Annotated in this window: 11 protein-coding genes; 9 read left to right on the top strand and 2 right to left on the bottom strand. The window is 46.1% G+C overall.

Annotation, left to right across the window (positions count from 1 at the left end; all coding sequences use genetic code 11):
• The first annotated feature begins 206 nt into the window (after window positions 1–206).
• The 6 genes from MHO82_RS19150 to MHO82_RS19125 all read left to right on the top strand — a co-directional run bounded on the left by MHO82_RS19150 (window position 207) and on the right by MHO82_RS19125 (window position 7037).
• Window positions 207–1115 carry a LysR family transcriptional regulator gene (locus MHO82_RS19150; protein ID WP_239186472.1) on the top strand — a complete coding sequence of 303 codons (909 nt, stop codon included), beginning with the start codon at window positions 207–209 and terminating at the stop codon, window positions 1113–1115.
• Between the two features lie 104 nt (window positions 1116–1219).
• Window positions 1220–3079, top strand: coding sequence for a protein-disulfide reductase DsbD (locus MHO82_RS19145; RefSeq protein ID WP_239186470.1), 1860 nt, complete (start codon window positions 1220–1222; stop codon window positions 3077–3079).
• A gap of 233 nt (window positions 3080–3312) precedes the next feature.
• Entirely contained in the window at window positions 3313–3945 is a 633-nt protein-coding gene (locus MHO82_RS19140) for a response regulator transcription factor (protein WP_239186519.1), read from the top strand.
• A 291-nt stretch (window positions 3946–4236) separates the two neighbouring features.
• Window positions 4237–4869: a MarC family protein gene (locus tag MHO82_RS19135; RefSeq protein WP_239186468.1), complete on the top strand. Its 633-nt coding sequence runs from the start codon at window positions 4237–4239 to the stop codon at window positions 4867–4869.
• A 186-nt stretch (window positions 4870–5055) separates the two neighbouring features.
• Window positions 5056–5322 (top strand): DUF4212 domain-containing protein, encoded by a 267-nt coding sequence (locus tag MHO82_RS19130; RefSeq protein WP_239186466.1) that lies wholly within the window; start codon window positions 5056–5058, stop codon window positions 5320–5322.
• Window positions 5323–5333: 11 nt separating this feature from the next.
• The gene (locus MHO82_RS19125; protein WP_239186464.1) at window positions 5334–7037 is read left to right on the top strand and encodes a sodium:solute symporter family protein; all 1704 of its coding nucleotides are present in this window, start codon (window positions 5334–5336) and stop codon (window positions 7035–7037) included.
• Between the two features lie 111 nt (window positions 7038–7148).
• On the opposite strand, the gene MHO82_RS19120 is transcribed toward MHO82_RS19125, so the two are convergent.
• Window positions 7149–10601, bottom strand: a complete 3453-nt coding sequence (locus MHO82_RS19120; RefSeq protein WP_239186462.1) for a PAS domain-containing hybrid sensor histidine kinase/response regulator — start codon at window positions 10599–10601, stop codon at window positions 7149–7151.
• A 111-nt stretch (window positions 10602–10712) separates the two neighbouring features.
• The gene (locus tag MHO82_RS19115; RefSeq protein WP_239186460.1) at window positions 10713–11852 is read right to left on the bottom strand and encodes a 3-phenylpropionate MFS transporter; all 1140 of its coding nucleotides are present in this window, start codon (window positions 11850–11852) and stop codon (window positions 10713–10715) included.
• Window positions 11853–12047: 195 nt separating this feature from the next.
• Between MHO82_RS19115 and MHO82_RS19110 the strand changes: the two genes are divergently transcribed.
• From MHO82_RS19110 to acs, 3 genes are all read left to right on the top strand, one after another.
• Window positions 12048–13877 (top strand): putative nucleotidyltransferase substrate binding domain-containing protein, encoded by a 1830-nt coding sequence (locus MHO82_RS19110; protein WP_239186458.1) that lies wholly within the window; start codon window positions 12048–12050, stop codon window positions 13875–13877.
• Between the two features lie 2 nt (window positions 13878–13879).
• Window positions 13880–14506: a 3'-5' exonuclease gene (locus MHO82_RS19105; protein ID WP_239186517.1), complete on the top strand. Its 627-nt coding sequence runs from the start codon at window positions 13880–13882 to the stop codon at window positions 14504–14506.
• 203 nt (window positions 14507–14709) lie between these two features.
• The gene (gene acs / locus MHO82_RS19100; protein WP_239186456.1) at window positions 14710–16659 is read left to right on the top strand and encodes an acetate--CoA ligase; all 1950 of its coding nucleotides are present in this window, start codon (window positions 14710–14712) and stop codon (window positions 16657–16659) included.
• Window positions 16660–17162: the final 503 nt, after the last annotated feature.

Raw genomic sequence — 17162 nt, 5'->3', positions numbered from 1 at the left:
AATAGAAGAAAATACAGGCTAGAAGAGTCGTAGGACACGCAACACATTCCTTATGTTTTGTGCCCTGACCGTGAACATGATGCCATAGCAGGCTATGTAGCACGTTCACTATCTTGTCTTAATTGCTATAGATACAGACTCAGACAGGAGAGTCTGCTGTTACATAGTAGTCACTCTCGATCATGAACAATAGAGGCAAAAGCGATATGCAGCGTTGCAAAAATGAGATGAAGTTAGACGATCTAAAAAACTTAATTGCAATCGCACAACAAGGTAGTTTTCGTTCTGCCGCCCAATGGCTAGACATTCCCCCCGCCACATTAAGCCGTCGGATTCAGCGTTTAGAAGAGACTTTAGACAGCCAATTAGTGATCCGAGACAGCCGCAATGTCGCCCTGACTCCTCTTGGCCAAAACTACGTTGATCGCTGCCAACCTCTGTTCGATGAATTGGAAAAAGCCACCGCTGAACTGCATGATAATAGCCAAACGCCCCAAGGTGCGCTGCGCGTTTCTGCCCCAGTGGGCTTACTCACCTACCAGCTGATGCCCATTTTTAATCAGTTTTTGGCACGTTACCCAGACATCACCTTATCCATCCACCAACTGTCGAATCAGCATCACGATTACAATTCAGAACAATATGATGTAGTGTTCCGTGTCGGACAACAACCCGACTCTAATTTTGCCGCCGCCCAAGTGGGCACGTCTCATCGTATTTTAATTGCCTCGCCCAGCTACTTAGCACAATACGGAAAACCCAATCACCCAGAGCAACTTAATCAGCATTCACGCTTGGCAACAGTACCTGAGTTTGATTGGGCACTGACCTGTGGCCAACAAACTGTATGGGTAAATTCGCCCCCTAAGGTAGCGATTGCCGATCTCAACAGTGTAAAGCAAGCCAGTATCAGTGGGCTTGGTATCGCGTGCTTACCCAGCTATATGGTGATCCAAGAATTAGAGCAATCACAATTAGAAACCATGATGCCAGAATGGTACTCACCACCTCGGCCTATTTATATGCTTTATCAGCGCTTAAGTTATATCCCGACGCATATAAAGTGTTTTACGGATTTTGTTCGTGAACACTTACAGTACAATAACAATCCATAGCGCCACTTCTATACAATAAACAAAGCTATCTTGTGAAACTAAAGTCACTAAGGGCTGGTCTCAATAACCATGCTGACACCCCATTTACCGTAGACATAACAATCATGACCAAACAATTTCGCTTTTCCCACTGGTTGCTGCTGGTGGCTTTAATACTGAGTAATCTACTCACTCCCGCACGGGCTGCTTTTAACTTGCCGGGGTTAAGTAACAATGAACCTCAATTTGTGATGGTGGATGAAGCTTTCCCTTTTAACTTTATCCAACAAGGGGATCGCCTCTATCTCGACTGGCAAGTCAAACCCGAATATTACCTTTATCAGCACCAACTGTCTGTCAGTGCCACCAATGCCCAAATTGGTGATATCGAAATGCGCCAAGGCCAACCGTATACAGATGAGTTTTTTGGTCAGGTCAACATTTACACCGAGCCATTAACCGTAACGGTGCCTTTGGTGTCAGTTGATGACAATGCCGAGCTGATTGTAAGATATCAAGGCTGTGCAAAAGCAGGCTTCTGCTACCCACCAGAGATCAGAAAAGTGCCTCTGTCACCACTCACCGCAGCGAGCAGTTACACCCAAGCAGCAGAAGAGACACAATCTGGCGGCGCACAACCAAATCAAACCACAGCAACAGCAACAGCAAGACAGGACATCACCACTGAAGCTCCTCAGCTACAAACACAGCAACAAGAGCTTGCCGATAACCTAGGTACACAATGGTGGACTCCATTACTGTTTTTAGCCTTAGGTGTGGGGCTTGCCTTCACCCCTTGTGTACTGCCAATGTACCCAATTCTGACCGGAATCGTATTGGGCGGCGGAAAATTAAGCCACGGTAAAGCCTTTAAGCTGTCTTTTGTCTACATTCAGGGCATGGCGCTTACTTATACCTTATTGGGCTTGGTTGTGGCCTCTGCAGGCATGCAATTTCAAGCGGCACTACAACACCCTTATGTACTGATTGGCTTAAGTATTTTGTTTGTTGCTCTCGCTCTTTCTATGTTTGGCCTTTACACCATTCAATTACCAAGTAGCGTGCAAACTTGGCTTAACGGGTTAAGTAACAAACAAAAAGGAGGGAGCCTAGCGGGCGTATTCACCATGGGTGCCATTTCGGGTCTAGTGTGCTCACCCTGCACCACCGCGCCATTGTCTGGGGCACTGATTTATGTAGCACAAAGTGGCGATTTAATGACGGGTGCCATCGCATTATACGCATTGGCCATCGGTATGGGGATTCCATTAGTTCTTGCCGCTATGTTTGGTAATAAACTACTGCCAAAAGCAGGCAACTGGATGAACCACGTCAAAACTTTCTTTGGTTTCGTCTTGCTAGCCGTGCCTGTCTTTTTACTGGAACGTATTTTACCGCCTCACATCATTCCATACCTATGGGCTGTACTGGGAGTTGTGGCTTTTGGTTGGGTCTACCACCTACAAAGTGCGATGGAGCTGGGCTGGAAACGCAGCCTGATCGGTATTATTGCGATTTTAGGTGTGATTGCTTCCGTACAACCGTTGCTCAACCAACACACCAATGTTTCCGCCAATGGCACAACACCAGCGGCAGGAACCAACCAAACAACGGCGGTCAGCTTTAAACGGATCGCCGATTTAAACGAGCTTAATACGGAACTGGCAGCGGCCAAAGCAGCCAATAAACCTGTGCTGCTTGATTTCTATGCCGACTGGTGTGTAGCGTGTAAAGAATTTGAAAAATACACCTTCCATAATTCCGAGGTTGAGCCTTTGCTCGCCAATTTCGTTCTGCTACAAGCGGATGTCACCAACAACGCCCCAGAAGACATCGCCTTGCTGCAAGAACTGGATGTACTGGGATTACCCACCATCGACTTTTGGGATGCCAATGGCAATAAAATCGACAACGCACGTTTAACGGGTTTTATGAAAGCCGAACCTTTTATTCAACACCTTAAAAACGCCAAATTAGTTCAATAAACTACCTTACAGCAGAGGAACTCATCGTACCTCTGCTGCCTTCTTACATTCAGTAAATGTATCATTTGTTCACCTCGACAAACGTCGAACTTCTATCATCACCCTATTATCATAATCCCGTTCTATTGTTTGCATAATTAAAGAGAGAAGGCTCAGACTTTAGGCGAATAAAATTGCCCGCTAAAACGGCAAATGCTACCGTCAATCAACACAATAATGAGAATAAGAACGACATGGACGCTAACTACACCATTATTATTGCTGATGATCATCCCCTGTTCCGCAACGCTTTATTTCAATCTGTTCATATGGCGATCAGCGGGGCAAATTTGCTGGAAGCAGACTCTCTCGACAGCTTACTCAGCTTGTTAGAAAAAGACCCAGAAATCGACCTGCTATTACTCGATTTAAAAATGCCAGGAGCCAATGGAATGTCTGGCTTAATTCACTTGCGATCCCAGTATCCCGATCTTCCGATTGTGGTGGTATCGGCCAGTGAAGAATCCAGTGTGGTCTCTCAAGTCAAAAGCCACGGTGCGTTTGGTTTCATTCCTAAATCAAGTGATATGAGGGCTCTCGTCTCTGCGCTCAACCAAGTACTCAATGGCGATTCTTTTTTCCCTGAAGGCGTGATCGAAAACGATCAAGCTTGTTCCGAATTGGCAGAGAAGATAGCAACCCTCACGCCTCAGCAATATAAGGTACTGGGCATGTTGTCTGATGGCCTACTCAACAAACAAATCGCCTATGATTTAAATGTCTCCGAAGCCACCATTAAAGCCCATATGACGGCCATCTTCCGAAAGCTTGGAGTTAAAAACCGTACCCAAGCGGTCATTTTGCTGCAACAAATCGACGTAGCTTAATTAAGATAAGTTCATTAGGTATTGGCACATAGGGTGCTAATACCTTCCTTTAAAATAGAAAAATAATAGACTCCCCCTCTAATTAATACCAGCACTTACCTATAAACAGAAAACCTATTCTAACCTCTTTGATAGCAACACCTTATTTGTAAAGAATAGACATAAAAAAAAACAAAATTTCTCTATAAATTCGCCAATAGATAATGATTTATTGCTAAGATAAGTAATAAACACTTCATACCTTAAATAAAACCACGTTACCTTTCACGACTGTCATTGAAGGAGTTCTTTTTGCTTAGTGCCTTAATTACCCAATTTGTTCTCGTGTGGGCAGTAGTTGACCCTATTGGTTCAGTTCCTGTTTATTTGTCTCAAACCAGCCACCTTAATGCCAAACAACGTCGCTTGGTGGCACTCAAAGCCACCGCCATTGCAACAGGCATTTTGTTGTTCTTTATTGTTGTCGGCCAACTGTTATTAGAGGCAATGCAAATCCCACTGCCTGCATTCCAAGCCGCTGGTGGGCTGGTATTACTGCTGTTTGCACTGACGATGATCTTCGGTGAAAGCAAAGTGGATGAAGAATGCAAACTGAGTGAAAAAGAAGTTCAGCACTCAGAGTTAGGTAGCCTTGCTGTGTACCCATTGGCAGTCCCTTCTATTGCCTCTCCTGGTGCCATGATGGCCGTCGTCATGCTGACTGATAACAATCGTTACGCCATTGTCGATCAAGCCATTACCACCCTCGTGGTTATCACGGTGTTATTGATCACTTTATTGTTGATGCTGGGTGCCAACAAAATTCAAAAATACATCGGTCATGTGGGGGCTGCCATCATCAGCCGAATCATGGGATTAATCCTGGCGTCTGTGGCCGTCAATAACCTGCTAAGCGGGATCAAAAATTTCTATTTCATGAGTTAGACCTTCGTCCAAAGCAACATTTAATTAACATAGTTAAAAATAAGCTCACCTCACAAAATCGCTCAATTTCGGGCGATTTTCGCTTTTATTCCTCGACTAAAGTTGCACTGTTTTCTTTTTCTTTCATTGCTAATGTTTTCTCGTAACATTTATTTAACGAATAACATAAACACAAAGGAGATGGCGATGGCGTTCGAATCTAAAGAACATGCGCAAGCCTACTGGAAGGAAAATCTAGGCATTATGGGCTCGTTACTCGCAATTTGGTTTCTAGTCTCATACGGAGCAGGAATTCTATTTGTTGATGTGCTGAATACTATTCAGATTGGCGGTTTCAAACTGGGATTCTGGTTTGCACAACAAGGTTCGATCTACACCTTTGTCGCCCTGATCTTTATCTATGTTGCTCGCATGAATGCGCTCGACAAAAAATTTAATGTACAGGAAGATTAAGAGGGGTCGTCATGGATATCCAAACTTGGACGTTTATATTAGTTGGTATCACCTTTGCTCTTTATATTGGCATCGCAATTTGGGCTCGTGCGGGTTCAACCAGTGAATTCTATGTAGCAGGCGGTGGGGTTCACCCTATTGCCAACGGGATGGCAACGGCCGCTGACTGGATGTCGGCTGCATCGTTTATCTCTATGGCTGGTATTATTTCCTTCATCGGTTACGACGGTAGTGTGTACCTGATGGGTTGGACTGGTGGTTACGTACTGCTGGCTCTTTGTCTTGCTCCTTACCTCCGTAAATTTGGTAAGTTTACGGTGCCGGATTTCATCGGTGACCGTTATTACTCTAAAACTGCACGTTTGGTAGCTGTCTTTTGCGCCATCTTCGTTTCGTTTACCTACGTAGCAGGTCAAATGCGTGGTGTGGGTGTGGTATTTGCTCGCTTCCTAGAAGTAGATATTAACCTCGGCATCATCATCGGTATGGGTATTGTTTTCTTCTACGCAGTATTGGGCGGCATGAAGGGCATTACTTATACGCAGGTAGCTCAGTACTGTGTGCTTATTTTCGCTTTCATGGTTCCTGCCATCTTCACCTCTTTCATGATGACGGGTAACCCAGTTCCTCAGCTTGGTTTTGGTTCAACCTTAACGGGCTCTGAAACCTACATGCTAGACAAACTCGATGGCCTATCGGCAGAGCTCGGATTTAATACCTATACCGACGGCTCCAAGAGCATGGTGGATGTCTTCTTCATCTGTGCCGCTCTAATGGTGGGTACGGCTGGTTTACCACACGTCATCATTCGCTTCTTCACCGTGCCAAAAGTCTCTGATGCACGTGTATCAGCAGGTTACGCTCTTGTATTTATCTCAATCCTATACACAACGGCTCCGGCTATTGCGGCATTTGCTCGTGTAAATATGATTGAAACCCTAAATGGTCCAGACAAACAAGGCGTTGCTGCAACCGAAGCACCAAGCTGGTACCAAAACTGGGAAAGCACTGGTCTTGTTGGTTGGGAAGACAAAAATGGCGATGGCAAGATGTTCTACTCGGGTGATGAGCGTAACGAAGTTAGCATCAACCGTGACATCATCGTACTGGCTTCACCAGAGCTAGCAAGCCTACCAAACTGGGTAATTGCTTTACTGGCAGCAGGTGGCCTAGCCGCTGCACTATCAACCGCTGCGGGTCTACTACTGGTGATCTCAACCTCCATATCACATGACTTGTTGAGAAAGAGCTTCAAACCAGACATGACGGATAAAGAAGAACTTCGAGCCGCACGTATCGGTGCCGCCGTGGCCATCATAGGTGCTGGTTACTTAGGCATTAACCCACCTGGTTTCGTGGCAGAAGTAGTGGCCTTTGCCTTCGGCTTAGCAGCAGCGTCTTTCTTCCCTGCGATTATCTTGGGTATCTTCTATAAGAAGATGAACAAAGAAGGTGCTATCGCAGGTATGTTGGCAGGTATCGTCTTCACCACGGCTTACATCATTTACTTCAAGTTCATCAACCCAGCAGCGAGCACACCTGATAACTGGTGGTTCGGTATCAGCCCAGAAGGCATTGGTACACTAGGTATGTGTCTGAACTTTGTAGTGTCGATTGTTGTGAACAAATTCACGGCTGAAGTACCTGAAGATGTCCAACAAATGGTTGAATCGATTCGTTACCCTAAAGGTGCTGGTGAAGCGCACGAGCATTAATCCCATCGGTAACCCAAAGCTTCAACAGCAAATAATATAAGCAATGCATAATAAAAAAGGATTGGCCTCATCGCCAATCCTTTTTTATTTTACGACCACTCTACACTTGTCTTATTCCACTTCCGCCAACACTTTGTTCAGTACCGTTCTGAGCTTTAATGGCTTCACGGGTTTTGAAATGTAACCAAAACCATTTTGACTAATGCCATCTAGCACCGCATTGGTTCTATCAGCACTGATCACCACGCCTTGGAAGTTATTACCTAAGCGTAACCTGCATTGCTGAAGCACTTGTAAGCCCGTTTGATCATTCGCTAAGTGATAATCACTGAACACCACTTGTGGAACCCAACCGTTTTCTAGCGCATTCATACTCTGCATTAAGTCTTCTGCGGTTTTTACTTCACAACCCCAGCGCTTTAGTAGAGTTTCCATACCCAATAAGATTTCAGGCTCGTTATCCACACAAAGCACTCGTAATCCAGCCAGAGGTAAATTGGCATTTGGCTCTGAAGGTACTGGTATTGAACGTTGTTCTAACTGCCCTTTTGACACCTGAATAGAGAACACGGTGCCACGATCAGGCCATGAACGCAGCTCAATTTGATGATCCAACACTCGGGCAATACCACGGGCAATGGCGAGGCCTAGCCCCAACCCTTGATCGGCGTGGCTTTGATCCGCCCGAGTAAACTCTTCAAAGATATGAGATTGCTTATCTTCTGGGATCCCGACACCGTTATCCCAAACTTCAATACGAACTTGCTCTCCCACCCGTCTTGCTCCTAACAGCACTTTGCCTTTCGGGTTATAACGAAATGCGTTCGTTAAGAAGTTTTGAATGGCCCGTCGGAGCAGCTTAGGGTCGGAAAAGATCACCACATCCGATGGCACAACATGGAACTCAATGCCTTGCTGCTGTGATAACACCCCAAACTCAGCCGCCAAGTTATTTAAAACATCATTTAACGGAAAAGAAGCCATGGCTAAATCTAACTTGCCAGCTTCTAAACGAGAGATATCCAGCAAGTCACCAATGAGCTCTTCTGCGGCCCCTAACGCACTTTCAATATGACCAGACATCTTTTGGGTTTCATCATCTTTGGCCACTTCTGACAATGAAGAGGCAAACAATCTGGCGGCATTTAAAGGCTGCATTAAATCATGGCTTACCGCTGCTAAAAAACGACTCTTCGACTGAGAAGCATGCTCTGCACGTTGGGTAGCATGAACCAATCGGCTGTTTAGGGATTCCAACTCCTGTGTTCGTTCTAATACCCGAGCTTCCAAATTTTCATTCGCTTCTTTTAACGCTTGCTCGGCATCCCTAAAGGCGGTGATGTCGGTAAAGCTCATCACAAACCCCCCTCCCGGCATCGGGTTACCTTGCACTTCAATCACACGGCCATCAGGACGAATACGCGAAGAAGTATGAGCCGTTCCACGCTCTAAATGCAAAACACGGCGCTGAACGTGTATTTCCGGATCGCCTGGACCACATAACCCGGCTTCTGCGTTATGACGGATAATATCGGCAATGGGTCGACCGACTTGGATCAATCCTGCTGGGAAGGTAAACAGCTCTAAGTAACGTTGGTTCCAAGCCACCAATCTTAGCTGCTTGTCGACTACCGCAATACCTTGATTAATATGCTCAATCGCGCCTTGTAATAATCCTCGGCTAAAATCAAACAGCTCCGAAGCTTCATCCACAATGGTAGCGACCTCTTCCAGCTGCATGTTCCGCCCTTGAAGCGCCGATGCCAAAACCAGACGGGCAGAAGATGCCCCAAACACCCCTGCCAACACTCGCTCAGTATGGCGTATCAGCGCAGAGCTGGCTTGCTGCTGAGGTGACAGCTCTTGCTGATTTTGCTGAGAAAACAACCGAAAGGCTTGGCGTACGCGTTTACGTCCCACAAAGCGTGATGCCAGCATTTCCAACTCCGCCACCGTCACACGGCTTTGGTATAAGCTAACATCTTCATTTTCAGGAAGAGGGGTGCCCACGAAGGCAGCAGCTTGCAAGCGTTCACTCAAGCTAGAATGGGTTGTCATTGAAACAAAGATGTACGCCACAGTATTAGCAGCAAGACTCAGCACCATTCCCCAGTCCGACGATTTCAGATTTAAATTCGCCAGCCAGTCTGGTGGCGTCACCAACCAAAGTAGCAAGTTGTTATCGGCCGTGCCCGCCAACATTCCTGTTTGGCTCATTAAGGTGATTAGCCAAATCACAAAACCAATTAACAGCCCAGCGTACACCCCTTTTCGGTTGCCATAGCGCCAATACAAGCCACCAATCAGAGCGGGCGCAAATTGAGCTATTGCAGCAAAGGCCAACAAGCCAATCACCGATAAAGAACTGATGGTGCCTAAAGCTTGATAAAAGCCCCATGCCGCCGCCAGTAACAAAACGATCAAGGCGCGGCGAGTATTCAGCAACAAACCGGAAAACTGTGTGAAATTACGATTCGACATTTTTACGCGGCGCAACAACAAAGGCAGCACCAAATCGTTCGACACCATGATCGCCAACGCAATGGTAGACACGATCACCATGCCACTGGCGGCGGAAGTTCCCCCTAAAAAAGCAATCAACGCAATGTCGTCAGCACCTACCGATAAAGGCACACTCAATAAATAAGACTCAGCCGGAATACTGCCACTCAACAAGCCCTGCCCTGCCCATGCGATAGGCAGCACTAAAATGCCCATCAATAGCAAATAGCTTGGAAATACCCAACGCGCCGTGTGTAAATCTTGGGCTCGTTCATTTTCCACCACTGTGGTATGAAACTGACGAGGCAAACACACAATGGCTGCCATGGTCAAAATGGTATGAATGATCAACGTGGCAATATTAGGGGATTGATAAGTCTGCGCAGCTATCTGGCTAAAATTCACCGAAGGCTCACTCAACGCCAAAAACACAATGAAGCTACCGACAATCAAAAAAGCAGCCAACTTCACTAAAGATTCAAACGCCACCGCCATCATCATGCCGCGGTGATGCTCAGTGGTATCAATATGGCGCGTACCAAATAACATGGTAAACACCGCTAAGGCCGCGCCAACAAACCACGAAATGTGCTCTTCTTCATAACCAAAATCTTGAGCTAAATTGGGGGCCACCAGCTCTAGGCCCATAGTGATCCCTCGCAACTGCAAGGCAATGTAAGGCAAGATCCCCACCACCGCAATCACGGTTACGGCCACCGCCAGTCCTTGTGACTTTCCATAACGAGCGGCAATAAAATCGGCAATGGAAGTAATATGCTCCCGTTTGGCAATCAAGATCAAGCGGGCCAAAAAACGCCAACCAAACACAAACACCAAAATAGGGGCGAGGTAGATAGGAAGGAATGACCAAGGGTTATTACTGGCTTGGCCTACCGTGCCGTAAAAGGTCCATGAGGTACAGTACACCGCCACCGATAAACTATAAATCCAAGGCCGATAACGTGATAGCCATTGTGTTTGCCTATCACCATACCAAGCAATTAAAAACAGTAACCCTAAATATGCCAACGACACGGGAACAACAATCCAACCCTGCGTCATAACGTCTCCTTGTTATTGTTATGCAGTAGTGGGCATTGTAACCGTGTCGTTTTTTTAGGCTAATGTTTCACTCACCTTTTGTAAGATGAATGCATAAAGTGTGATTTTCCCCTACTTCACTTTACCCAGTTTGATAAACAGAGCCAGTACACCCATCAGCGCCATTCCCCAAAATACCTGACCAGACCATAACTCGTATGCCCAGCCACTTACGGCGGTCATCAAGGCAATAAATGCCCCAAGCGGCAGTGCGTTATACAAGGCTTGTAGAGCAACCATTTTATTTTGAGGGGCTTTTTGAATGTATTGAATCGCCGCTAAATGAGCCATCGCAAAAGTAACACCATGTAATAACTGCACCACCACCAGCCCAGCCAGCTCAGTGGTCATGGCAGTCACTCCCCAACGAATTACCACACCTAATGCCGCCAAACGGAACAACATGGCAATACTCATTCCAGCAAAAAGACGCTTACTAAACGCAAACACCGCGACTTCAGCAACCACCCCAAGGCTCCACAAATAACCAATGATGCTTTCAGGGTGGCCAGCTTCTTTCCAATAAATCGAGCTAAAGCTGTAATAAGCCGCGTGACTGCCTTGAATCAGTGAAATCAACACTAAAAACCGAACAATGGGCATTTCTGTTAATAAGTGACTCAGCTTTGGTCTAGGTTCATCGTGTTCTTTTTCTGTCACTGGCAAAACCGTTGGGTTGCGCATCACAAATAACATGGCAACACCTAAGCCAAACAAAGCGGTATATGGGATCATGTCTGAGCCATACTCCGCCACTAAAAAGCCAACGACCGTAGATCCTGCAATGAAGCTCACAGATCCCCATAAACGAGAGCGACCATAGTCCAGCAATTTAAGCTTCGCGTAATGATTAGCCAAAGCATCAGATAACGGCACCGCCGGACCGCATGCAATATTAAACAGCACCGTAACCACAGCCATGAGCCAAAAGCTGCCCCCAGCCCACAGATGAAACGCCGCAAAAATTAAAGAAGCAAAAGTTAACCAGCGCAGTGCTGGGATCAGGTGCTCAACTTTGTGTAACCTTGGCGTAATGAATAAATTGGCAAAGCACCGAGTCGCAAACGCCAACCCCAATAAAATGCCAATATCAGAAGGGCTGATCCCTTGCTCTTCAAACCACAACGCCCAAAAAGGCAAATACACCCCATAGGCAAAAAAGAAACCAATAAAATATTGTGACACCCAACCAAATGGCGAACTGCGTAGCATCTGAGCCTCGAACCGAAAAAGGAAAGTAAGTGGCGCAATTATGCCGCAGAGGATTAAGGAGAAAAAGGGAAAGGAACCACGGTGATATCATCCTCTTATCGTTGATAAACATCCCATATAGACTAAAGTCGCCTAGAGCAAAACCATCCCCTGATCCACACTGACTTCACCTTAGTGAGCTGGGAGCGGCTTTTCATGCCAGACAAATTTGATACGACCCTTGCCCCTTTTGATCGCCTCTCTCATGAGCAGAAGAGGCAACTAAAAGCGTCATTAGATGTGGTGTATTTTCGTCATAACGACACCATTTTGTCGGCCAACAGCGCCAGTGAGCATTTATTGATCATCATTAAGGGTGGCGTAGAAGAAACTTCAGTTGACCGCAGTGAAATCTACGCTCACTACGCCAGCGATGACATGTTTGATGTGCGTTCTCAGTTTGAAGGTACGATTAAACACAACTACTACGCGTTAGAAGACACCTTGTGCTATCTCTTACCGAAAGAGGTTTTCCTAAAGTTATACAATGAGAATGGCCAATTCGCGGCGTATTTCGATAATAACCTAGCCAAACGACAGCAACTCTTAGAAGAAGCTCAGCAGCAGCAGAACTTAGCCGAATTTATCTTAACCCAAGTCGACGATGATAATATTCAACCCGCCCTCACCGTTGGTTGGGAGGTCTCTTTAAGCCAAGTTACCGCACAAATGAAAGAACACGGCGTCGATGCTGCTCTTGTCGAATTAAACCAATACGATACCCGGCTGAAAAATAACAAAGGCATTACCCCATTTGGCATTGTGACTCGCACCGATTTATTACACGCCGTCATGCTCGACAAACAACCACTACACAGCCCTGTAGGCCCTGTCGCCTGCTACCCCGTTCACCATGTTGAAAAAGGTGACTTCCTCTTTAATGCCATGATATTGATGACGCGGCATAAAATTAAACAGGTGCAAGTCTGCGACCATAACCACAGCATCGGCATGCTTGATTTAACCCAAATATTGAGTCTGTTCTCCACTCACTCTCATGTACTGGCGCTGCGAATCTCTCGGGCCGAAACCATTGAAGAACTCTCTTTGGCCGCCAATAACCAACAAGATCTCGTCGAAAACCTCATTAACAACGGCATAAAAACACGCTTTGTCATGGAGTTAATCGCTGCGGTTAATGAACAGATCATCGAAAAAGCGTTTAGTTTAGTGGTTCCCCCAGCGTTGCAAAATCAATGTTGTTTAGTCGTGCTTGGCTCTGAAGGCCGAGGAGAGCAAATTCTCAAAACCGATCAAGACAATGCCCTTATCATCAACGATGGTTTGCAATGGCATCAATGTCAAGCGGTGATGGAAAAGCTGACGCACACGCTGCAACAACTGGGCTATCCTCTCTGCCCTGGCAACGTAATGGTCAATAACTCAGCTTGGGTCAAAGCTGAAACAGAATGGAAACAAGAGATCAGCCATTTATGCCAACACGTGACACCAGAAGGCATGATGAAATTGGCAATATTAGCCGACGCACACGCCATTGCTGGGGACAAATCCCTCTTAGCGCCAGTAAAACAGCATCTTCATCATCAACTCAATGATCAAGAACTCGTGTTAACCAGCTTTACTCGACCCGCCTTGAAATTTAATGTGCCTCTGACTCTGTTTGGTAACCTAAAATCCTCCAAACAAGGACTGGATATCAAACGAGGGGGAATTTTTCCCATCGTACACGGTATTCGTGCTTTGGCCCTCGAACATGGTATCGAGCACACCAATACCTTTGAACGGTTAGAGCAACTCTCAGCTCAGCGAGTATTAGAGCAAAGCACCACAGATAACCTCAGTGAAGCGCTAAAGCTGTTCATCAAATTACGCCTTCACCAACAGCTCAAAAATAAAAACGGCACCAGTAATCAAGTGAACGTCAAACAACTGGATCGAACTGAACGAGATCTACTTCGCCACAGCTTACATGTAGTGAAAAAATTCAAAGAATGGCTTGGCTACCATTACCAAATAAGGGATTAATGATGAACCTATTGCAGCGATTATGGTGGAAACACAAGCTAAGGCACTCTCCCCATCAAGCCTTATTCGAAGCTTATAAGGGGGACGAGCTGGTCTCACTCGACTGTGAAACCACCAGCTTAGATCCCCAACGAGCTGAACTCGTCACCATTGCGGCCACCAAAATCAAAAATAACCGCATTCTGACTAGCCAGTCTTTTCATATCAGCTTATGCGCACCACAAAGTCTCGACGCCAATTCAGTCACCATACACCGTATTCGCCACCAAGATCTCACTGCTGGTTTAACCGAACAGCAAGCACTCAGCCAGTTAATTGCCTTTATCGGTAACCGCCCGCTAGTGGGGTATCACATCCGTTATGATAAGACGATCCTCGACCGATATAGTCAGCATTGCCTAGGCTTTCCATTGCCAAACAAACTCATTGAGGTGAGCCATATATACCACCAAAAGTTAGAGCGTTTATTGCCCAATGCCTACTTTGATCTCAGTATTGAAGCTATTTGCAGACACCTTGATTTACCTCTTCCCGAACGTCACGATGCCCTACAAGATGCCATTGCCGCAGCCCTCATTTACGTGCGTTTAAAACACGGTGATCTTCCGGCAATAACGTCTCCCTCTTAAAGCGTATTTAATACGACATAGATCCCACTCTTCGCTTTAAACAAAGCGACATTGAGTAAAAAAACGCCATCTCATCCTAAAGTCTAATTGTCGAAAATCCCTGTCTGGTCAACAGTATTACCTAACAAAACGGCACATACATAGGCCGAATATATAGACCAAGAAATACAGGGCTGCTGCCGTATTCACAAGGAGAGAATAGAATGAGTGATGTTCACGTTTACCCGGTCAATCAAGATATTGCAAAAACAGCCCACGCTGACGATGACAAATATCGTGAAATGTACCAACAATCCGTGATTAACCCGGAAGGATTTTGGCGCGAACACGGCCAAATCGTTGACTGGATCAAACCGTACACAAAAGTAAAAAACACCTCATTCGACACCGGTCACGTTGATATCAAATGGTTTGAAGACGGCACACTAAACGTCTCTGCGAACTGTATCGACCGTCACCTAGAAACTCGTGGTGACGAAGTTGCCATCATTTGGGAAGGTGATGATCCTGCTGATGACAAAACACTGACATTTAACGAACTGCATGAAGAAGTCTGTAAGTTCGCTAACGCCCTTAAAAGCCAAGGCGTTCGTAAAGGCGACGTAGTATGCCTTTACATGCCAATGGTCGCAGAAGCGGCCGTTGCAATGCTGGCATGTACTCGTATTGGCGCTATCCACACCGTTGTCTTTGGTGGTTTCTCACCAGAAGCCCTAGCCGGCCGTATTATTGATTCTGACGCTAAAGTCGTGATTACTTCAGACGAAGGGGTTCGTGGTGGCCGTGCAGTTCCACTTAAAAAGAATGTCGATGAAGCATTGGCTAACCCAGAAGTGAAAACCATTGAAAAAGTCGTGGTTCTTAAACGTACTGGTGGTGAAATCGAATGGCACAGCGAGCGTGACGTATGGTGGCACGAAGCCACAGCCGTTGCATCACCACACTGCCAGCCAGAAGAGATGAACGCAGAAGATCCTCTGTTTATTCTTTACACCTCAGGTTCAACCGGTAAACCAAAAGGCGTATTACACACCACAGGTGGTTACCTTGTTTACGCCACCATGACCTTCAAGTACGTATTCGATTACCAAGAAGGCGAAACATTCTGGTGTACTGCCGATGTTGGTTGGATCACTGGCCACACTTACCTCATCTACGGACCACTGGCGAATGGTGCGAAAACCATTCTGTTTGAAGGTGTGCCAAACTACCCTTCCACCAGCCGCATGAGCGAAGTGGTTGATAAGCACAACGTCAACATTCTGTACACAGCACCAACAGCGATCCGTGCCCTAATGGCAAAAGGCACTGAAGCCATTGATGGTACATCTCGTGACAGCCTGCGTATTATGGGCTCTGTGGGTGAGCCAATTAACCCAGAAGCCTGGGAGTGGTACCACAAAACCATTGGTGATGAGCGCTGCCCAATTGTTGATACATGGTGGCAAACAGAAACAGGTGGTATTCTAATTTCACCACTACCAGGTGCAACGGCACTAAAACCAGGCTCAGCGACGCGTCCATTCTTCGGTGTTCAGCCAGCTCTTGTTGATAACATGGGTAACATCATTGAAGGCGCCACAGACGGCAACCTAGTGATCACCGATTCATGGCCTGGCCAAATGAGAACCATCTATGGTGATCACGAGCGCTTCGAACAAACGTATTTCTCAACATTCCAAGGCATGTACTTCACCAGTGATGGCGCTCGCCGCGATGAAGACGGTTACTACTGGATCACCGGACGTGTGGATGACGTATTGAATGTCTCTGGTCACCGTATGGGTACCGCAGAAATCGAATCGGCACTGGTTGCGTTCGATAAGATTGCCGAAGCCGCTATTGTAGGTGTCCCACACGACATCAAAGGCCAAGCGATTTACGCTTACATCACCTTGAATTCAGGCGAAGTTCCAAGCGCAGAACTTCATAAAGAAGTAAAAGAGTGGGTTCGTAAAGAAATTGGCCCTATCGCAACACCAGACTTCCTGCACTGGACTGACTCATTACCAAAAACTCGTTCAGGCAAGATCATGCGTCGTATTCTGCGTAAGATCGCAACTGGCGATACCAGCAACCTAGGCGATACATCAACACTGGCAGATCCAAGTGTGGTCGATAAACTCATCGCTGAAAAACAACAATTAATGTAATGCCGTACACTGCTTAGTGCTTATGGTGGGATTAATACCATCATAAGCTGGTAGTAACTAAGCCCGTATAACGCCGAATGTGAAAACGTTCGGCGTTTTCCTTTTTTGGTACAACAAGGCTTTCTAGACAACAAAAGCAATATGATCACAGCAAGCTGATGAAGCAAGCGTTCAAGAATGTATCTACGCTAATGATTCAATAAAATAACGTCCTGACCGAGCAGATAAATCCGAAATACTGTCAGCTCCTCATCAATCACAACCGCAACCCTCTCAAATTACAGGTACAGGAAGGCTATCATGAATAACTAGTTATGTAGCCACCAGCTAGGATACTTTCTTTATAACTATTGAGGGCTTCTGGGGAGCCCTGTGTTCCATTATAAATGTTCAGAAATGAGCATCTCTAACTTTGGTAGAACTTGAGTATACAGTTCCTTCTTTCCAAAGAAGGATTAACCAATATGACTTATTATTGCCTCCTCACCAACGACGAACACTAC

This window comes from Vibrio sp. Of7-15 (assembly GCF_022347565.1).
Classification (GTDB): domain Bacteria; phylum Pseudomonadota; class Gammaproteobacteria; order Enterobacterales; family Vibrionaceae; genus NORP241.
This window is presented reverse-complemented; position numbering and strand designations above follow the sequence as displayed.